Origin of the sequence: Rubrivivax sp. A210 (assembly GCF_904426505.1) — a bacterium.
In the GTDB taxonomy this organism is placed as follows: Bacteria; Pseudomonadota; Gammaproteobacteria; order Burkholderiales; family Burkholderiaceae_C; genus Rubrivivax.
Window position 1 is genome coordinate 362,769 of sequence record NZ_CAJGBN010000001.1, and the last position, 20,644, is coordinate 383,412.

Here is a 20,644-nt window from a genome sequence, read left to right on the forward strand (position 1 = left end):
TGACACCATGCCCATCCAGTGGCGCCCGACCATGAGCGTCGGCAACGAGTGGATCGACGGCGACCACCAGCAGCTGATCTTCCTGATCAATACCGCCGAGATGGCCCTGGGGCCCGACGGCGACCGCATCGCGCTGGACGAGGCGCTGCAGCGCCTGGACGCCTACACCCAGGAACACTTCGCCCGCGAAGAGCAGATCATGAAGGCGGTGTGCTACCCACGCTACGTGGAGCACCGCGCGTCACACCGCTCGCTGGTTGAGCGCCTGGCGGCGCTGAGCCTGCAGATCCGGGCCTCCAAGGCCGGCACGCCCAGCGCCGAGGAGGTCGACCAGCTGGTGGGCCTGCTGCGCTCGTGGCTGATCGACCATGTGCTCAAGGAAGACCTGCTGATGAAGCAGGCCCTGCAGTCGCTGCCCGACGACTTCAAGCCCTGAGGCCAGGCCAGCGCGGCAGCCGCAACGGCCGCCGCGCGTCGTGGCCGTCGTGTCAACCCATCACGCGCTGGCGCAGCGCCGCGATGACGCCCGCCAGACGTGCGCGCTGGGCCTCGTCCAGCCCCTTGCGGGCCAGCAGCGCGGCAAAGGCCTGGTCGGTGGTCAGCGGCGCTTCCTTGCTGCGGTGGCGGCCTTCCATGGCCTGCTTCATGGCCAGCAGCTTCATCTCGCGCCGGGCCGCCTCGTAGCCCTGGGGTGATTCCAGGCCCCAACCGGCTTCGACCTGCAGGAACAGCGATTCGGGCGTGTTGGGTACCGCCGCGGCAGCACTGCGCGCCGCCAGGCCCGGCAGCGCGGCGCGCTGGCGCAGCGCGTCTTCCCAGGCCGGCGGGTGGCCGCCGGGCAGCGCGCTCCAGCGCTCGGCCAGGGCCGGCTTGTCGGCGCCTTCGCCGCGCTCGAGTTCGTCGCAGAGGGCCAGCTTGGCCAGCAGGGCGTCGCAGCCGGCATGCCAGGCGCGCTGGGCGCTGCCATCCAGGTGGCGGCGCACCACCTCGTCGGCGGCGATGATGCGGGCTTCCAGTGACGCGGCCTCGGCGCGCGGGGCCGGGCCGATGCGCTGCCACTGCTGGGCCACCTCGGCCAGGGTACGCCGCAGTTCGGCGTCAGGCGCGTCCAGCGAAAGGCCCTCGAGCCGTTCGCACAGCGCGGCGCGCTCGGCGGCATTCGTCTTGAACTCGGCGTCGCGGGCGCTGTTGGCAGCGTCGCGGGCGCTGAAGATGCCGTCGATCGTGCCCTTGAACTCGGCCCAGAGCGCGTTTTCCTCGCCGCGCGGCAGCGGCAGCGCCTTGGCGTTCTGCTGCCACTCGCCCTGCAGCTCGCGCACGCGGTTGACGACGTCGCGGCCGTGGGCGCCGGCGGCGGCCTCGGCGGCCAGCGTGCGGGCGCGGGCGATCAGGCCCTGGCGCTTGTCCTGGGCGCCGCGGCGGGCCTCGCGCAGCGGCGAATCCAGCCGCGCCAGCGCCGCGTTCAGGCGCTCGGTGAGCGCCGGCTGGGCCTTGCGTGGCACGGTGTGCTCGGCGGGCCCGAGCTTGCGCCATTCGACGTTGAACTGGTCCAGCGTGACGGCCAGGGCCTTCCATTCGGGCGAGGTCTCACCCGGCGCCACGGTGGGCAGGGCCACGGCCTCCAGCGCGGTGAGCAGCTGCTGGCGCGAGGCCAGGTTCTGCTCGCGCGCCGCGCGCTGGGCCGCCAGGTGGGCGGCGATGGGTTCGCCGGCGATCTTGAGCGCGGCGTCGAAGCGCTGCCACAGCGCGCGGCTGGTGGCGCCGCCCAGGCGGTCAAGCTCCTTCCAGCGGTTGCGCATGTCGTCGATGACCTCGCCGCGCTGCTTGATCGACAGCTTGACGGCGGGCGCGCCCTCGGCGCCGGCGGTGGCCGCGGCCAGGGCCTCGGCCTGCTGCACCAGCTCGTCGCGGGCGCGGCCGCCGGCCCAGTGCTGCCAGCCCTTGAGCTGGGCGTACTGGGCCTGGACGGCGTCGATGCGGGCGCGCAGCGCATCGGCGGGCGCGCCGTGGTGGAGCTGCTCGTCCAGCGCCACCAGGTGCTTGTGGATCTCGGCCAGCTGGCCGGTGGCCAGCGCCGCCTCGGCCTGGGCCAGCAGGGGCTCCAGCGCCTCGGCCTGGATGGTGCGCACCGCCTTCTGGGCCTCGCCGGCCTGGCTGCGCTTCTGGGCCTGCTGCTGGGCCTGCTGGTCCTTGCGCGCCTGGCGGGCCGCGTCACGGGCCTTCTGCCATTGCTCGACGCGCTGGTTGAGCAGCGCGGCCAGCGGGGCGTCGGCCAGCGGCGCCAGCTGCTGCCAGCGCTGCAGCGGCGTGGGCGGTGCGGGCTCGGCGGGGGCGGCAGCCTCGGGCGCGGGCGCGGGACTGGGCGCTTCGACCGCGGCCTCGGCGGCCACTTCCGCTGCGGGCGCGGACTCGGGCTCGGCGACGGCAGAGGCTGCCGCCGCAGCGGCTTCCTCGTCCTGCGGCGCGGCTTCGGGCGCAGGTGCGGCAGCAGCGTCGACTGCGGGCGAGGCAGCGGCCTCGAACGTGGGCTCTGCGGCGGATGCAACGGGCGCCGGCTCGGCAGTGGCCTCCGGCGCAGCGGCCACAGGTGCCTCTTCGGCGGCGGCCGGGGCGACGGCCGCCGTCGCTTCCGCCGGGATTGCTGCTTCGGCGGCTTCTGCCGGCGCCGCTTGCGCCATGGCTGGTGCCGGATCGGCTGCCGTTGCGGCCTCGACGGGCGCCGGGGCTTCCGCGGCAGCGACCACCTCGGTGGCTTGCTCGGCCACGGCAGCGCCCTCGGCGTCGGCCGCTACAGCCGCTACGGCCGACTCCGTGGATGCTTCCACGGCCACGGCCGGCGCCGCTTCTGCGGGCGCCTCGGCTCCATCGACCGGCGCGGGCGCGGCCGTGTCTACAGCCGGGGGAGCCACGGGCGCGGCCGCCGGCTTGGGCGGCCGGACGCGTTCCGGCGGCGCGCTTTGGAGCACCTCGTCCAGCAGGGCCAGGCGTTCCTCGAGCTGGGCGGCCAGTTGCACGGCGGCTTCCAGCGTCTCGTACACGACGGTGCCGGCCACCGGCGCGGCGGCGGCCACGCCGCGGGCCGTGGCCATGGCGGCGGCGAGTTCGCTGCGGTCGCGCACGCCCGCGGCGGCGGCATTGCAAACCGTGCGCAGCGCATCCAGCGCCTGCACGGCCTGGCCACCCCAGCGCTTGAGCGAGCGCTCCTGTTCGGCTCTTTCCTTCACCTTTTCCCCCAATTGAACGGACAGGGCGGCGAATGTCTCGCCTTGGCCCTCTTGCAACAGTTTGGCATCCAGGGCGCGCCAGGCGCGGTCGAGCTCGACCACCCGGTTGTCGGGGATCAAGGGCGCTTCCAGCAGGGCTCGGGCCGCTTCGATCAGGCGGCTGGCCTCGTCGCCGGCATCGCGGCGGGCGACGCCGGCCAGGTGGCGCTGCTTGGCCAGCTGGTGGACACGGCGGTCGTGGTTGCGGAACTCGCGCTCGGCGAGCTTGAGCGCTTCCTCGCCGGAGAGCGCCTCCACCGCAGCCAGCTTGATCTCCAGCGGCACCTTCTGGCGCGCCAGCGCCAGCAGTGCCTGGTCGTCGCCGCGGGCCGCCTCCAGCGCCGGCTTCCAGTCCACCGGCGGCGGCGCCGGGGCCTTCACGGCGGCCGCGGGTGGCGGCGCCGGGCGCGGCGCGGCGGCAGCGGCTTCCGCGGGGTTCTTCTTGTTGAATATCCAGCCAAGCATGATGGGACGCATACGCGATCGGTCGGTGAAGTGCCCGGATTGTGACGGCTGGGCGGCCCCTGCCCGCCACCGCGCCCGCGGCGAAAGGCCGCGGAGTGCGAGATGCCACGCCCGCGGGCACCAAAACCACACGGCAAATGCCCCGCCACGGGGCCGTCCGGGCCCGCCCGGCGCCGCGTTTCAGCGCCGCGGATTGGCCACGGCCGCCTCGTAGAGCCGGGCGTAGCGCGCCGCCGGCCCGTCCCAGGACAGTTCCTGCGCCATTGCCGCCGCCCAGCGCGCCTGCCAGGCCTCGGGCTGGCGGCGCAGCTCGGCCGCGCGCAGCAGGGCCTGGGCCAGCGCGGCCGGCGTGGCGGCGTCGAAGATGAAGCCGGTGGCCGCGCCGGGGCCGTCGTCGTCGGCCACGGTGTCGGCCAGCCCGCCGACGCGGCGCACCAGCGGCAGCGTGCCGTAGCGCAGGCCGTAGAGCTGGGTCAGGCCGCAGGGCTCGAAGCGCGAGGGCACGGCGATCACGTCGGCACCGGCGATGAGGCGGTGGGCGCGCGCCTCGTCATAGCCGATGCGGCAGACGACGCGGCCGGGATGGGCGCGCTGGGCTTCGAGCAGGGCGGCTTCGAGCGCGGCGTCGCCGCTGCCCTGCAGCGCCAGCTGGCCGCCGGCCTGCAGCAGGGCCGGCAGCGCGGCCAGCATCAGGTCCAGCCCCTTCTGCGCCGTGAGGCGGCTGATCACGGTGACCAGCAGCGCGCCGTCGTCGGGCAGCAGGCCCATCTCGGCCTGCAGGGCGCGACGGCAGACGAGCTTGCCCTCGGGCCGCTCGGCGTCGTAGCGATGGGCCAGGGCGCTGTCGCGCGCCGGATCCCAGACCTTGGCGTCGATGCCGTTCAAGATGCCGCTGACCTGCTCGCCACGGGCGCGGATCACGCCATCGAGGCCGCAGCCGAATTCGGGCGTGGCGATCTCGCGCGCATAGCGCGGGCTCACGGTGACGACGCGGTCGGCGAACTTCAGCCCCGCCTTCATGAAGCTGAGCTGGCCGTGGTATTCCAGCCCCGCGGGCGACATCAGGCGCGAGGCCAGGCCCAGCAGCGGCCAGTCGTGCATCGGGAACAGGCCCTGGAAGGCCAGGTTATGCACCGTGTAGACCGAGGCCGCGCCGGTGGGCGCGTGATCGGCCATGTAGGCGCAGGCCATGGCCGCGTGCCAGTCGTGGGCGTGCATCACCTCGGGCACCCATTGGGCGTCGGCGTCGGCGCCGGCGATGTGGGCCGCCACCCAGCCCAGCAGGGCAAAGCGCTGCAGGTTGTCGGGCCATTCGTCGCCACGGCCGTCTTGATACGGGTTGCCCTCGCGGCGGTAGAGGTAGGGCGCCTCGATCACATACACCGGCAGCAGGCTGCCCGGCAGGCGGCCGAGCAGCAGGCGCACCCGCAGCGCACCAAAGCAGGCGCCGATGTCGACCACGGTGCGTGCGCCCTTCACGCTTTCGAGCACGGCCGGCAAGCCCGGCAGCAGCAGGCGCACGTCCAGGCCCTGGCGTGCCTGCGCCGGCGGCAGCGCCGCCACCACGTCGGCCAGCCCGCCGGTCTTGACCAGCGGGTAGATCTCGGCCGCGACGTGCAGCACCCTCACGGCGGCGTCAGAGCAGGCGCTGCAGCATGTCGCGCGTGACCAGGGTGATGCCGGATTCGGTGCGGAAGAAGCGCGCCGCGTCGGCCGCCGGGTCTTCACCGATCACCATGTGATCGGGGATGAAGCAGTCGCGGTCGACGATGGCACGGGTGATGCGTGCATGACGGCCGACCTGCGACCCAGGCAGCAGCACGCTCCAGTTGACCGTGGCATAGGAATGCACCCGCACCACCGAGAACAGCACCGAGCGGAAGATCGCCCCCGAGACGATGCAGCCGCCCGAGACCAGCGATTCGATGGCGATGCCGCGGCGGTCGTCCTGGTTGTGCACGAACTTGGCCGGCGGCAGCTGGGGCTGGTAGGTCCAGATCGGCCAGTGGGTGTCGTACAGGTTGAGCAGCGGATCGGTGGCCGTGAGGTCGATATTGGCGTCCCAGTAGGCGTCGATGGTGCCGACATCGCGCCAGTAGGGCTGGGCGCCGGGCTTGCTGCCGACGCAACTCAGCTCGAAGGGGTGGGCCACGGCGACACCGGCCTTGACCAGCTTGGGGATGATGTCCTTGCCGAAGTCGTGGCTGGACGTGGGGTCGGCCATGTCGCGCTCGAGCTCGCGGTAGAGGTAGCGCGCGTTGAAGATGTAGATGCCCATGCTGGCCAGCGAGCGGCCGGGCTTGCCGGGGATGGTGGGCGGGTCGGCCGGCTTCTCGATGAAGTCGACGATGCGGCGCTGCTCGTCGATGGCCATCACACCGAAGGCCGTGGCCTCGGCCTTCTCGACCTCGATGCAGCCCACCGTGCATTCGCTGCCCAGGGCCACATGGTCGGCCAGCATGATGGCGTAGTTCTGCTTGTAGATGTGGTCGCCGGCGAGCACCACCACGTAGTCGGCGCGGTAGGCGGCCAGGATGTCCTGGTTCTGGTAGACCGCATCGGCCGTGCCGCGGTACCAGGATTCCTCGTCCACCCGCTGCTGGGCGGGCAGCAGGTCGACGAACTCGTTCATCTCGCTCTTCAGGAAGGCCCAGCCGCGCTGCAGGTGGCGCAGCAGGCTGTGGCTCTTGTATTGCGTGATGACGCCGATGCGGCGTATGCCCGAATTGAGGCAGTTGGAGAGCGCGAAGTCGACGATGCGGAACTTGCCGCCGAAGTAGACCGCCGGCTTGGCCCGCGTGTCGGTGAGGTTCTTGAGGCGGCTGCCACGCCCGCCGGCGAGTACCAGCGCCACGGCGCGGCGCGGCAGGTCGAGGCTCTGGGCGATGTCTACGGGCTTCATGGAGGTTCCTGGTGGGGCCGGAGTTCGCAACTAAATTACAGGCTCATGCGCTAGCGACAAGCTCAAACAGCAGACAGCAGCGTCGCAAAAACATCTCTATTTAACTTTAGAAATAAACTCCAAGCATTTGATATTAATTAATTTTTTCTCTATACATCAAGCGCCATCGTCTTCTTGCCGGCGGCTTGTGCGCGGCGGGATGTTGTGGAGTTACGGGAAATCGAGCACAAAAGTCGTTGACGTTCGAGCGTGCGTTCGGACACACTCAAAGTCATCACCGTGACAAGCGCGGCGCGCGCCGGGCCCTTGCCTGCACCGCCACCCCCGAGCCCGATGAATGCACCGACCATGAACCTGAACGCTCCGCCAGCCTCTGCCTCCGCCGGCCCCAACGCCGCCGTCGAGCGCCACCTGCTCGACACCGTGGCCACCGACCCGGCCGCCGCGTCGCCAGCGGAGATCATGCACGCAGTCGCGCAGGTCGCGCGTGAGCACTTGTCCCGACGCTGGGTGGCCACCGACCGCGCCGACCGTGCGGCGCGCGCACGCCGCGTGTACTACCTGTCGATGGAATTCCTGATCGGGCGCACGCTGTCCAACGCACTGGCCGCCGTGGGCCTGACCGGCGAGATGGCCGCGGCCGCCAAGGCCCATGCCAACACGCTGGAAGACCTGACCGCCACCGAGGCCGACGCCGCCCTGGGCAATGGCGGCCTGGGCCGCCTGGCGGCCTGCTTCCTGGACAGCATGGCCACCGTGGAACTGCCCTCCTACGGCTACGGCATCCGCTACGAATTCGGCATGTTCAAGCAGAGCATCGTGGGCGGTCGCCAGGTCGAACACCCCGACCCCTGGCTGGAGGACGGCACACCCTGGGAGTTTCCGCGCACGGGCGTTTCCTACCCGGTGCGCTTCGGCGGCTGGGTCGAACCCGGCGCCCACGGTTCCAGCGGCTCGATCTGGCGCCACGCCGGCGAGGTCAACGCCAAGGCCTACGACATGGTGATCCCCGGCCACGGCACGCCGCGCGTCAGCACGCTGCGGCTGTGGAAGGCGGCGGCGCCCAGCCAGATCGACCTGCATGCCTTCAACACCGGCGACTACGCCCGCGCCGCCGAGTTCAAGAACCAGTACGAGAACATCTCCTGGGTGCTCTACCCCAACGACAGCACGCCGGCCGGCCGTGAGCTGCGCCTGCGCCAGGAGTACTTCTTCACCAGTGCGTCGATCCAGGACATCCTGGCCCGTCACCTGGCCGAGCACGGCCGTCTGACCAACCTGGCCGAGAAGGTGGCCATCCACCTCAACGACACCCACCCGGCCATCGGCGTGGCCGAGCTGATGCGGCTGCTGGTGGACGAACACGCCTTCGGCTGGGCCGGCGCCTGGGCCCTCACGCAGAAGGTCTTCAGCTACACCAACCACACACTGATGCCCGAGGCGCTGGAGACCTGGCCGGTGTCGCTGATGCAGCATGTGCTGCCGCGCCACCTGGAAATCATCTTCCGCATCAATTCAGAGTTCCTGGCCGCGGCCGCCAAGCTGCGCCCGGGCGACAACGAGTTCATGCGCAGCCTCTCGCTGATCGAGGAACGCGGCGAGCGCCGCGTGCGCATGGCGCACCTGTCCATCGTCGGCAGCCACAAGGTCAACGGCGTCTCGGCACTGCACTCCGAGCTGCTGGTGCAGACCATCTTCGCCAACTTCGCCGCCCTCTGGCCCGAACGCTTCACCAACATGACCAACGGCGTCACCCCGCGCCGCTGGCTGGCCCAGGCCAACACGGGCCTGGCCTCGCTGATCGACAGCACCATCGGCGACGGCTGGCGCCTGCACCTCGACCAGCTCATCGGCCTGCGCGAGCACGCCGCGAACGCCGATTTCCGCAATGCCTTCCTGGCCGTCAAGCAGGCCAACAAGCTGCGCCTGGCCGAGCACATCCGCGCCCACACCGGCGTGCCGGTCGATGCGACCAGCCTCTTCGACGTGCAGGTCAAGCGCATCCACGAATACAAGCGCCAGCTGCTCAATGTGCTGCAGGTGGTGGCCCGCTACCAGGCCATGCTGGCCGACCCCGACGCCGACTGGGTGCCGCGCACCGTCATCTTTGCCGGCAAGGCGGCCTCCAGCTATGTCTCGGCCAAGGCCGTGATCCAGCTCATCCACGATGTCGGCACCGTCATCAACACCGACGCGCGGCTGCGCGGCAGGCTCAAGCTGGTCTTCGTGCCCAACTACGGCGTCTCGGTGGCCGAGGTCATCATGCCCGGCGCCGACCTGTCGGAGCAGATCTCTACAGCCGGCACCGAGGCCTCGGGCACCGGCAACATGAAGCTGGCCCTCAACGGCGCGCTCACGATCGGCACCGACGACGGCGCCAACGTCGAAATCCGCCAGCAGGTGGGCGACGACAACATCTTCATCTTCGGCCTCTCGACCGCGCAGGTGGCGGCCCAGCGCGCCGCCGGCTACCAGCCTCTGCGCATCTACGAAGAGAATCCGCGCCTGAAGGCCGTGCTCGACGCCATTGCCGGTGGCCGCTTCTCCGAGGACGAGCCGGGCCGCTACCGCGCGCTGGTGGACTCGCTGCTGTGGGGCGGCGACCACTACATGCTGCTGGCCGATTTCGACAGCTACGTCGCCGCCCAGAGCCGCGTCGACGCTCTCTACCGCGACCCCCAGGCCTGGGCGCGCAAGGCCATCGCCAACGTGGCCGGCATGGGCTTCTTCTCATCGGACCGCACCATCCGCGAATACGCACGCGATGTGTGGGGCCTGGCGGCCAAGGCCTGACGGGAGCCCGGCCCTGCGCAACGCCCCCGGCATGGATCACCTGAGCGCGGGCTTCTCGCGGGCCGCTCCCGGCCCGGCGGCCTCGCGGCTGCAGCCCGGGCGGCCCTGGCCCATGGGCGCCACGGTCGACGGCGACGGCGTCAACTTCGCCGTCTTCTCGGCCCACGCCTCGCAGATGGACCTGTGCCTGTTCGATGCCGAAGGCCGGCACGAGATCGAAAGGCTGCCCCTGCCGGCACGCAGCGGCGACATCTGGCATGGCCGGCTGCCGGGCGCTGGCGCCGGCCTGGTCTACGGCCTGCGCGCCCACGGCCCCTGGCGGCCCGACCGCGGCCACCGCTTCAACCCCAACAAGCTGCTGCTCGACCCCTGGGCGCGCGAGATCGTCACGCCGCCGGGCGGCTTCGACTGGCGCGGCCCGCATTTCGGTGCCGACGCCGAGTTTCCGCTGCAGATCGACCCGCGCGACAACGCCGCCGGCGCGCACAAGGCGCGCGTGGTGGCCGACGCCTACGACTGGCAGGGCGACCGCCCGCCGGCCACGCCCCTGGTCGACAGCGTGCTCTACGAGATGCATGTGCGCGGCCTCACGCGGCGCCTGCCCGGCGTACCCGAAGCCCAGCGCGGCACCTATGCCGGCCTGGCCAGCGACGCCGCCATCGCCCACCTCAAGCGCCTGGGCATCACCGCGGTGAGCCTGCTGCCGGTGCAGCAGGTGCTGGACGAAGCGCGCCTGCGCGAGCACGGCCTCGTCAACTACTGGGGCTACAACACGCTGGGCTTCTTCTGCCCCGACCCGCGCTACGCCGGCAGCGCCCAGCCGCGCGACGAGTTCCGCGACATGGTCAAGCGCCTGCACCAGGCCGGCCTCGAGGTGCTGCTGGACGTGGTCTACAACCACACGCCCGAAGGCGATGAGCGCGGCGCCACGCTGTCCTGGCGCGGCCTCGACAACAGCTGCTGGTACCGCCTGGTCGACGGCCGGCGCCAGAGCTACGAGAACTGGAGCGGCTGCGGCAACGCGCTCGACATCCGCCACCCGCGCGTGCTGCAGCTGGTGATGGACAGCCTGCGCTACTGGGTGCAGGAGATGCACGTCGACGGCTTCCGCTTCGACCTGGCCCCGGTGCTGGGCCGCGAGGACCACGGCTTCGACGGCAATGCCGCCTTCTTCCGCGCGCTGCAGCAGGACCCGGTGCTGCAGGGCGTGAAGCTGATCGCCGAACCCTGGGACCTGGGCCCCGGTGGCTGGCAGGTGGGGCAGTTCCCGCGCGGCTGGCTGGAATGGAACGACCGCTTCCGCGACACCTCGCGCGCCTTCTGGCTGGGCGGCGATTGCACGCGCGGCGAGCTGGCACTGCGCATGGCCGGCTCGTCCGATCTCTTCCAGGCGCGGCGGCGGCCACCGATGGAATCGGTCAACTACGTCATCTCGCACGACGGCTTCACGCTGGCCGACCTGGTGAGCTACGACATGCGCCACAACGAGGCCAACCTCGAAGGCAACCGCGACGGCACGGGCCAGAACCTGAGCTGGAATTGCGGCTGGGAAGGCCCCACCGGCGACCCCCTGGTGCAGGCGCGCCGCCGCCGCCTGCAGCGCGCCCTGCTGGCCACCCTGCTGCTGGCCCAGGGCACGCCCATGCTGGCCGCCGGCGACGAACTGGGCCACAGCCAGGGCGGCAACAACAACCCCTATTGCCAGGACAACGAGATCACCTGGATCGACTGGTCCCGCGCCGACGAGAAGCTGATCGACTACACGGCCCATGTGCTGGAACTGCGGCGCCGCCTGCTGCCGATGGGCGCGCGCTGGTTCACCGGCCTGCCCGATGCGCGCGGCCGGCAGGACCTGTCCTGGCTGCGCCGCATCGGCGAAGGCATGGCGGCCGAGAACTGGAACGACCGCATGTCGCGCGTGCTCGGCGCCTGGATCGGCGTTCCCGGCCGCGGCCGCGACGCCTTGCTGCTGATGGTGAATGCGCGCGACACCGATGTCGATTTCGTGCTGCCGCCGGGCGAGTGGGTGGCCGAACTCGACAGCTCGGCCGCCGACGGCCGCAGCAGCTGGCGTCGCGGCAAGGCCACCACCTTCCTTCTGCCCTCGCGCAGCCTCGTGCTGCTGCGCGACGCCTCCCCGCATTGAATCCCTGAAGGACAAAGCCATGCGCTTTCCCCGTGCCAGCGGCGTGCTGCTGCACCCCACTTCCCTGCCCGGCCCCCACGGCTCGGGCGATTTCGGGCGCGAGGCCTACCACTTCGTCGACTGGCTGGCCAATGCCGGCCAGCGCCTGTGGCAGGTGCTGCCGCTGGCCGGCATCGGCCCCGGCAATTCGCCTTACATGAGCAACTCGGCCTTTGCCGGCAATGTGCTGCTGGTCGACCTGGCCGAACTGCAGCAGCAGGGCTGGCTGGAGGCCGTCGACCTCGTGCCGGTGGCAGGGTTGGACGACGACAAGGTCAACTTCGCCGCCATGCACCCCTTCCGCATGGAGCGCCTGGCGCGTGCGGCGGTGCGCTTTGCCGCCGCCGGCACGCCGGCCCAGCGCGAGGACTACGCGCGCTTTCTCGATGAGCACCGCTCGTGGATAGCCGACTTCGCCCTCTTCATGTCGCTGTGCGAGGCCCAGGGCTGGCGCGACTGGTGCGAGTGGGAGCCGGCGCTGGCCGCACGCCAGCCGGCGGCAATGGAGGCCGCGCGCCAGGCCCATGCCGGACGCATCGCCTTCTGGCAGTTCTGCCAGTGGCGCTTTTACCGCCAGTGGGCGGCGCTCAAGGCCTATGCCAACGGCAAGGGCATCAAGATCATCGGCGACACCCCCATCTTTATTGCCTACCTCAGCGCCGAGGTCTGGGCCAACCAGGCGCTGTTCGATCTTGACGCCACCGGCCGGCCCACCGTGGTGGCCGGCGTGCCACCCGATTTCTTCAGCGCCACCGGCCAGCGCTGGGGCAACCCGCTCTACCGCTGGAGCGAGCACGCCAAGCACGGCTACGCCTGGTGGGTGGAGCGCGTGCGGCGCGCCTTCGAGCTCTTCGACATCGTGCGCATCGACCACTTCCGCGGCTTTGCCGGCTACTGGGAGATCCCGGCCAGTGCGCCCACGGCCCAGACCGGGCGCTGGGTGCCCGGCCCGGGCGCGGCACTGTTCGAGGCCATCGCCCAGGCGCTGGGGCCGGTGCCGGTGATCGCCGAAGACCTGGGCATCATCACGCCCGATGTCGACGCGCTGCGCAAGCAGTTCGGATTCCCCGGCATGCGCATCCTGCAGTTCGCCTTTGCCGGCGACGCGGCCGACCGCTTCCTGCCCCACAACCACGAGCCCGACACCGTGGTCTACCCGGGCACGCACGACAACGACACCGTTGCCGGCTGGTGGGCCGCGGCCAGCGACCACGAGCGCCATTTCGCCCGCGGCTATCTCGCCACCGACGGCCACGACATGCCGTGGACGCTGATACGCGCCGCCATGGCCAGCGTCGCCGACACCGCCGTCCACCCCATGCAGGACGTGCTGGCCCTGCCCACCGAGCACCGCATGAACTTCCCCGGCCAGGAATCGGGCTGGTGGGGCTGGCGCTTCCAGTGGGGCCATGTCCAGGCCTGGCACGCGGCCCGCCTGGCCGAACTGGCGCGGCTCTACGGCCGCACCGGCGCCAGCCCGTAAGCGCGGAGCAAGCAGAAAGCGACGCCGGCACGCGCCCGAACAGAAGGCCCTTGCCTTTGATCTGAGTCAGACCGTCAGACGCTGGCGTTACCTACGCTCGCGCTTGCTCTGCATCGGTTTCGGATGGTCAGCTGGCTCTCGCCAATTCGCCCGGCGGCGAACAGCGCGCAAGGTCAGACCGCGAGGGATCGCTTCAGTTTTTTACGGAAGCTCCGCGCTTGAACCCAGCAGTACCACCCGACCCCCCCGCCCTGCCACCCATCGTGGCCATCGGGGCCTCCGCCGGCGGCCTCGATGCGCTTGAGCGTCTGTTCGACAGCCTGTCCTGCGACTCGGGCGCCACCTACGTGGTCATTCAGCACCTCTCGGCCGACCACAAGAGCATGATGGCCAACCTGCTGTCGCGCCACACGCGCATGCCGGTGGTCATGGTCGAGAAGGACACGCGCATCCAGGGCGACCATGTGTACCTGATCCCTCCGGGGTCCATCATGCACCTGGGTGACGGGCATCTGCGCCTCACGCCCAAACCCCCGGGCACGCTGACGCTTCCCATCGATGTCTTCTTCACCTCGATGGCCACTCGCCACGGCGCGCGTTCGGTGGGTGTGATCCTGTCCGGTACCGGCTCGGACGGCACGCGCGGCGCTGCCGCCATCAATGATTCCGGCGGCCTGCTCATCGCGCAGGAGCCGCAGACGGCCAAGTTCGACGGCATGCCACGCAGCGTGATTGCCACTGGACTGGTGGATGCCATCCTTCCGGTGGAGCAGATCGGCCCGCGCATCCTGGCCCACCTTCAGAACCAGCCCGCGCGTGGGCCGGAACCCGATCCGGCTGCGGCCGACCCGGCCATGCCCGCCACTGCCGAGTCGGCGCTGGACGGCATCATGCACCTGCTGCTGCTGCTGGGCGGCATCGACTTCCAGGAGTACAAGCCCGGCACGGTGATGCGACGCATCGAGCGCCGCATGAGCGTGCGCAAGGTGCGCTCGCTCAAGGCCTACCTGGAACTGCTCAACGAAGACCGCAACGAGGTCATCACGCTGCGCCGCGAGTTGCTGATCCCGGTGACCAGCTTCTTCCGCGATGCCGAGGCCTTCGAGATCCTGGCGCGCCAGGTGGTCGACCCGCTGGTGGCGCGCAAGCAGGCCGGCGAATCCATCCGTGTCTGGTGCGCGGGCGTGGCCACCGGCGAAGAGGCCTATTCGGTGGCGATGCTCTTCCTCGAGGCTTTCGAGCAGCTCAAGCGCTGGCCCAACCTCAAGATCTTCGCCACCGACGTCGAGCAGCAGAACATCGAGACCGGAGGCGCCGGCTACTACCCCGAATCGGTCGCCGCCGAAGTGACACCGGCCCAACTCGAGCGCTTCTTCACGCGCAAGGGCAGCGGCTATGCGGTCAAGAACGAGTTGCGTCAGTGCATCGTGTTTGCGCGCCACAACCTGCTCGCCGATCCACCCTTCACGAAGATGGACCTGGTGGTCTGCCGCAACACGCTGATCTACTTTGGCAGCGCAGCGCAGGAGCGCGCGCTGCGCCGGCTGCAGTACGCACTGGGCAGCAAGGGCCATCTGTTCCTGGGCTCCAGCGAATCGCTGGGCAGCCTGGTCGACGATTTCACCCCGGTCAGCGCGCGCAACAAGCTTTGGCAGATGAGCAGTCCGTCGCGGCTGCCGCTGGACACCTCGCGCGCCCCCGGCTACGGCCGGCCCGGCCTGCGTTCGGTACTGCCCTCGGCTTCCAACACGCTGCGGCTCAAGACAAACCCGGTCGAACAGGCCTTCGGCGTGCTGCTGAGGGCCTTTGCGCCGCCGGCGGCGGTGCTGGTCAACGGACGCCACGAGCTGGTGCATTCCTTCGGCGACATGCACGGCATCCTGCAACTGCGCCCGGGCCATGCCAGCCTGGAGCTCAACCGCGTGCTGCCCGAGTCGCTGGTGGCCGTGGCCTCGGCCCTGCTCTTCAAGGCCGGCCGCGAGGGCAGCAATGTCAGCTCGGACAGCGTGCGTGTCGACACCGAAGATGGCCATTTCCAGCACCTGCGCCTGAGCGCCTGGCCGGTGGGCGAGATCGAAGGCGAGCGCTTGACGCTCCTGGCCTTCGAGCACATCAACGCGGCGGCACCGCACGAGGCGCTCGACAAGGTCGACGTCGGCGTCGAGAGCACCGAGCGCATCGACGTGCTCGAACGCGAACTGGCGGCCACGCGCGAGAGCCTGCAGGCCACCATCGAGGAACTCGAGACCTCCAACGAGGAGTTGCAGGCCACCAACGAGGAACTGATGTCCTCCAACGAGGAACTGCAGAGCTCCAACGAGGAGCTGCAGTCGGTCAATGAAGAGCTGAACACGGTCAATGCCGAGTACCAGGAAAAGATCGACATCCTCAACCACCTGAATGCCGACCTCGACAACATGACCCAGGCGGTGGCGGTGGCCACGGTCTTTGTGGACGAGGGCCTGCACCTGATGCGATTCAGCCCCGAGGCTCGCTCGATCTTCAAGGTTCGCGACGCCGACCTCGGCCGCCCGTTGGATGAGGTCAATCACCTGCTGGAGTATCCGGACCTGGTCGCCGACCTCGTCCAGACCGTGCGCGGCGGCGCGCGCATCGAGAAGGAAGTGGGCAGCCGCCAGGGCCGGCACTACTTCGTGCGCATGCTGCCCTATCGCGTGCCGTCCACTTCCGCCCGCGGCGCGGTAGCCAGCTTCCTCGACGTGAGCGCGCTGCACGAGCTGACACGCATGCAGCAGATCATCGATGCCCTGCCCGAGCACATCGCGGTGCTCGACCCGCAAGGCATCATCACCCAGGTCAACCGCGCCTGGAGCGATTTCGCCATCGCCAACGGCGACCCCCTGCTGCAGCACACCGGGCCGGGCTCCAACTACCTGAAGGTCTGCGGCACAGCCGGCGATGCCGCAGACCATTCGGCCCAGGAGGCCTGCCGCGGCCTGGCCGAAGTCCTGGCGGGCCGTCTGCCCGCATTCGCGATCGAATACCCCTGCCACAGCCCCGGTCAGGAGCGTTGGTTCGGCATGCACGTCTCGGCGGTGGGTGGTGATCGGCCCGGCGCCGTGGTCAGCCATGTCGATATCACCGGCTGGCGGCGCTTGCGAAATCGGCCCGCGCCATGAGCGAATCGCAGCAGCAGCGGCTGGAGCGGCTGCAGCGGCTCAAGCTGCAGGCTCAGCAGCTCATCGCCAACCAGGATCCGGCCCAGGAGCCAGTGCCGCTGTCGCCCGAGATCGCGCGCCTGCTCGAAGACCTGCGCATCTACCAGGTCGAATTGGAACTGCAGAACGAGGAGTTGCGCCGGGCCCAGCAAGAAGCCGAAACCGCACGCGCCCGCTACCAGTGCCTCTTCGAGCAGATGCCGCTGCCAGCCCTGGTGCTCGACGCCGCGGGCCAGGTGGAGCATTGCAATGCAGGCGCCACCGATCTGTTGGGGCCGCGCGCCGCTTACACCCACGGCGACAACCGGCTTTCAGACCGCCTTGCACGCGCCGACCGCGGCCGGCTGCATTCGGCGCTGCGCAACCTCACCGTCGAGCAGCCCCAGGTGCTGGAGCGGCTGCAACTGGCCGACCGGCAGGTCGAGTCGCAGGCGCGCACGATGGACGGTCACCTGATCCAGCTCGACCGCGACTTCCACATCGACCGAAAGGCGCTGCTGCTGCTGGTGGACCGCGAGGCCGAGATCGCACGCGAACGCGCGCAGCGCTTCTTCTCGTCCATCCTCGACGGCAGCGACAACCCTATCTGTGCCACCGGAACGGGGGGCGAGTTCCTGGTAGCCAACCGCGCCATGCTGCGCTTCCTGGGACGCAGCACCGAAGAGGTGCTGGGCCAGCAGCGCGAGCGCTTCGTCCCGCTGCGCGACGCTGCCCTGCACAGCGAGGCCGACCTGCGCGTCCTGGAAACGGGCGAGCCCGTGATGCTGGAAGAGCGCATCTCCGGCAGCCCGGAGGGTGAGCTGGAACTGGTCACGCACAAGTTCCCGCTGCGCAACGCCGAGGGCCGGATCTACGGCGTCGGCGGCATCTCGACCGACGTCACCGAACTCAAGCACCAGCAGGGCCAGGCGCGGCTGAGCGAATCGGTGTTCTTGATGGCGTCCGAGGCCATCATCGTGACCGACCCCGAAACCCGCATCGTGCGTGTCAACCCGGCCTTCACCGCGCAGAGCGGCTTCTCGGAAGAATCGGTGCTGGGCCACCTGGCCAGCTTCCTGAAGTCCGGCTGGCAGGACGAGGTGGCCTACCAGGCGATGTGGGAAGCGCTGGAGCGCGACGGGCGCTGGGCCGGCGAGTTGCGCAATCGCGCCGCCGATGGCCGCGACTACGCTGTCTGGAGCAGCATCAGCGCCATTTACGACGACCGCGGGCGCGTGGCGCGCTACATGTCAATCCAGACCGACTTGTCGGCCCTGCAGGCGGCGCAGTCGCAAGTGCAGCGGCTGGCCCTGTTCGACAGCCTCACCGGCCTGCCCAACCGCGCGCTCTTCGAAGACCGCATCCGGCACCTGCTGGCGCACGCCGAGCGCCACGGCGAAGCCTTTGCAGTGATCTTCACCGACCTCGACCACTTCAAGGAGATCAACGACACCCTGGGCCACGCCGTCGGCGACGAACTGCTGCGGCAGGCCGCCGCGCGCCTGCGGAGCTCGGTGCGCGGCGAGGACACCGTGGCCCGCATGGGCGGTGACGAGTTCGTCGTGTTGCTGCCCACCGCCGACCATGCGGCGGCCCTGCTGGTGGCCGAGAAGATGCTCCAGACCCTCAGCCAGGCCCTGGTGCTCGATGCGGTGCCAGAGTACCTGCCCACCGCCTCGGCCGGCATCGCCGTCTATCCCGCCGATGGCAGCGACATCGAGCAGCTGCTGCGCCACGCCGACATCGCGATGTACCGCGCCAAGCAGGCCGGGCGCAACCGGGTCGTGGTATTCGACGCGCAGATGGCGGCCGAGAACGCGCGCATCTTTGCAATCCAGACCGACCTCGCCTCGGCCCTGCTGCACGGTGAGTTCCGCGTCCACTTCCAGCCCAAGTTCAACCTGTCCACCGGCCGCATGGTGGGCGCCGAAGCTCTGGTGCGCTGGCAACGTCCCGGCCTGGGCCTGGTATCGCCGGCCGATTTCATTCCGGTGGCCGAGAAGAGCGGACTGGTGGTCGAGATCGACCGCTGGGTGCTCAATGAATCATTGCGCCAGGTGGGCCTGTGGCAACGCCAGGGCATCTGGCATGCGGGCTGGCGCGTGGCCGTCAACCAGTCGGCGCGCGACCTGCGCGACCCGTCCATGCTGCGCGAGGTCGAAGCCGCACTGCAGCTCAATGGCGTGGTGGCCGGCGCGCTGGAACTGGAGATCACCGAGAGCGCCCTGCTCGAACACACCGACGAGGTGGTGCGGCGCCTGGCCGAACTCAGTGCCCTCGGCGTGACGCTGGCCATCGACGACTTCGGCACCAATTACTCGAGCCTGTCGTACCTGAGCAAGCTGCCGGTGCAGGTGATCAAGATCGACATGAGCTTCGTCCGCAACATGCTGCTCAACCCGAGCGACCGCGTGCTCGTCGAGACCATCATCACCATGGCCCACAACCTCGGCCATCAGCTGGTGGCCGAGGGGGTCGAAGACCCGGCCCAGCGTGATCAGTTGCTGGCGCTGGGTTGCGAGGTCGGCCAGGGCGGTCTGTTCGGCTGGGCCGTCAATGCCGAAGAGTTCGCCCGCCAGCATTTCCAGCAGGCCGCAGCTTAGCCAGGGGCAAGGCCGCGCCGGCGCCGATCAACGCTTGGCTGGCGGCAGGTCGGTGCAGCTGCCGTGGGCCACTTCGGCGGCCATGCCTATGCTTTCGCCCAGCGTCGGGTGCGGGTGGATGGTCTTGCCGATGTCGATCTCGTCGGCGCCCATCTCGATGGCCAGGGCGACCTCGCCGATCATGTCGCCGGCATGGGTGCCGACGATGCCGCCACCCAGGATGCGATGGCTCTCGGCGTCGAACAGCAGCTTGGTGAAACCCTCGTCGCGGCCGTTGGCGATGGCGCGGCCGCTGGCCGTCCAGGGGAACAGGCCCTTCTTGACCTTGATGCCCTTGGCCTTGGCCTCGTCCTCGGTGAGGCCGACCCAGGCCACCTCGGGGTCGGTGTAGGCCACGCCGGGGATGACGCGGGCATCGAACTGCGCCTTGGCGTCACCGGCCGCCACCTCGGCCGCCACATGGGCCTCATGCACTGCCTTGTGCGCCAGCATGGGGTTGCCGACGATGTCGCCGATGGCGTAGATGTGCGGCACATTGGTGCGCATCTGCACGTCCACCGGGATGAAGCCGCGCTCGCCGACGATGACGCCGGCCTTCTCGGCGCCCACCTTCTTGCCGTTGGGGCTGCGGCCCACGGCCTGCAGCACGAGGTCATACACGCCCTCGCTCTTGGTGCCGTCCAAGCCCTCGAACTGCACGCGGATGCCGTCGGCTGATGCCGAGGCGCCCACGGTCTTGGTCTTGAGCATGATCTTGTCGAAGCGGTGGGCGTTCATCTTCTGCCACACCTTGACGAGGTCGCGGTCCGGGCCTTGCATCAGGCCGTCCAGCATCTCCACCACGTCGATGCGTGAGCCCAGCGTGCTGTAGACCGTGCCCATCTCGAGGCCGATGATGCCGCCGCCGATGACCAGCATGCGCTCGGGCTTCTGGCGCAGTTCCAGCGCGCCGGTGCTGGTGACGATGCGCGGATCATCCTTGGGCAGGAAGGGCAGCTTCACCGCCTCGGAACCGGCCGCGATGATGGCGTTCTTGAAGCGGATGGTCTGCACCTTGCCGTCGGCCGCCGTCACCTTCAGGTGGTGGGGGTCGGCGAACTCGCCCTGGCCCTGCACCACCGTCACCTTGCGCATCTTGGCCATCGCCGCCAGGCCGCCGGTGAGCTTGTTGACGACCTTGTTCTTGTGCGCCAGCAGCTTGGGCAGGTCCACCTGCGGCGCGGCGAAGCTCACGCCCAGGTCGGCGAAGTGCTTCACCTCGTCCATCACCGAGGCCACATGCAGCAGGGCCTTGCTCGGGATGCAGCCGACATTGAGGCACACACCGCCCAGCGTGGCGTAGCGCTCCACCAGCACCGTCTTCATGCCGAGGTCGGCGCTGCGGAAGGCAGCCGAATAGCCGCCCGGGCCGGCGCCCAGCACCAGCATCTCGCATTCGAGGTCGGCACCACCGGCGTAGCTGGCGGCCGCGGGCGCCGGTGCCGCAGGCGCGGCGGGTGCCGCAGCGGTGGGCGCGCTGGCCGGGGCCGGCGCTGAGGCAGCAGCGGCTGCGGCGCCGGTCTCCAGCGCCAGCACCACCGAGCCCTCGCCGACCTTGTCGCCGACCTTGACCTTGAGTTCCTTGACCACGCCGGCGGCCGACGACGGGATCTCCATCGAGGCCTTGTCGCTTTCCACCGTGATGAGGCTTTGCTCGGCCTTGATCGTGTCGCCGGGCTTCACCAGCACCTCGATCACGGCCACTTCCTTGAAATCGCCGATGTCCGGCACCTTGATGTCGATGAGGGCCATG

General features: G+C 70.0%; 11 protein-coding genes. 6 read left to right on the forward strand and 5 right to left on the reverse strand.

Features of this window, described 5'->3' with window-relative positions; all coding sequences use genetic code 11:
* Positions 1-7: 7 nt before the first annotated feature.
* Complete coding sequence (locus JMV16_RS01545) at positions 8-436, forward strand: bacteriohemerythrin (protein ID WP_201492385.1); 429 nt, start codon at positions 8-10, stop codon at positions 434-436.
* Between the two features lie 52 nt (positions 437-488).
* On the opposite strand, the gene JMV16_RS24485 is transcribed toward JMV16_RS01545, so the two are convergent.
* The 4 genes from JMV16_RS24485 to JMV16_RS01565 all read right to left on the reverse strand — a co-directional run bounded on the left by JMV16_RS24485 (position 489) and on the right by JMV16_RS01565 (position 6,980).
* Positions 489-3,728, reverse strand: coding sequence for a DUF349 domain-containing protein (locus JMV16_RS24485; RefSeq protein WP_201492386.1), 3,240 nt, complete (start codon positions 3,726-3,728; stop codon positions 489-491).
* Positions 3,729-3,908: 180 nt separating this feature from the next.
* Complete coding sequence (glgA, locus tag JMV16_RS01555) at positions 3,909-5,357, reverse strand: glycogen synthase GlgA (protein WP_201492387.1); 1,449 nt, start codon at positions 5,355-5,357, stop codon at positions 3,909-3,911.
* Positions 5,358-5,364: 7 nt separating this feature from the next.
* Positions 5,365-6,630, reverse strand: coding sequence for a glucose-1-phosphate adenylyltransferase (glgC, locus tag JMV16_RS01560; RefSeq protein ID WP_201492388.1), 1,266 nt, complete (start codon positions 6,628-6,630; stop codon positions 5,365-5,367).
* Between the two features lie 149 nt (positions 6,631-6,779).
* Complete coding sequence (locus JMV16_RS01565) at positions 6,780-6,980, reverse strand: hypothetical protein (protein ID WP_201492389.1); 201 nt, start codon at positions 6,978-6,980, stop codon at positions 6,780-6,782.
* Between JMV16_RS01565 and JMV16_RS01570 the strand changes: the two genes are divergently transcribed.
* The 5 genes from JMV16_RS01570 (at position 6,979) to JMV16_RS01590 (ending at position 18,852) form a co-directional block, all read left to right on the forward strand.
* A complete protein-coding gene (locus JMV16_RS01570) occupies positions 6,979-9,423 on the forward strand; it encodes a glycogen/starch/alpha-glucan phosphorylase (RefSeq protein ID WP_201492390.1) in 2,445 nt (814 codons plus the stop codon). The genes JMV16_RS01565 and JMV16_RS01570 overlap by 2 nt on opposite strands.
* A gap of 31 nt (positions 9,424-9,454) precedes the next feature.
* Positions 9,455-11,569 (forward strand): glycogen debranching protein GlgX, encoded by a 2,115-nt coding sequence (glgX, locus tag JMV16_RS01575; RefSeq protein ID WP_201492391.1) that lies wholly within the window; start codon positions 9,455-9,457, stop codon positions 11,567-11,569.
* A gap of 19 nt (positions 11,570-11,588) precedes the next feature.
* Complete coding sequence (gene malQ, locus JMV16_RS01580) at positions 11,589-13,091, forward strand: 4-alpha-glucanotransferase (protein ID WP_201492392.1); 1,503 nt, start codon at positions 11,589-11,591, stop codon at positions 13,089-13,091.
* Positions 13,092-13,309: 218 nt separating this feature from the next.
* The gene (locus JMV16_RS01585) at positions 13,310-16,231 is read left to right on the forward strand and encodes a CheR family methyltransferase (RefSeq protein WP_201492393.1); all 2,922 of its coding nucleotides are present in this window, start codon (positions 13,310-13,312) and stop codon (positions 16,229-16,231) included.
* On the forward strand, positions 16,228-18,852 hold the full coding sequence (locus JMV16_RS01590) for a bifunctional diguanylate cyclase/phosphodiesterase (RefSeq protein WP_201492394.1): 2,625 nt from the start codon (positions 16,228-16,230) through the stop codon (positions 18,850-18,852). Before JMV16_RS01585 ends, JMV16_RS01590 begins: the two co-directional genes overlap by 4 nt.
* Before the next feature lie 27 nt (positions 18,853-18,879).
* Here the strand turns inward: JMV16_RS01590 and lpdA are convergent, their stop codons facing one another.
* Positions 18,880-20,643, reverse strand: coding sequence for a dihydrolipoyl dehydrogenase (gene lpdA, locus JMV16_RS01595; RefSeq protein WP_201492395.1), 1,764 nt, complete (start codon positions 20,641-20,643; stop codon positions 18,880-18,882).
* Between the last annotated feature and the right edge of the window lies 1 nt (position 20,644).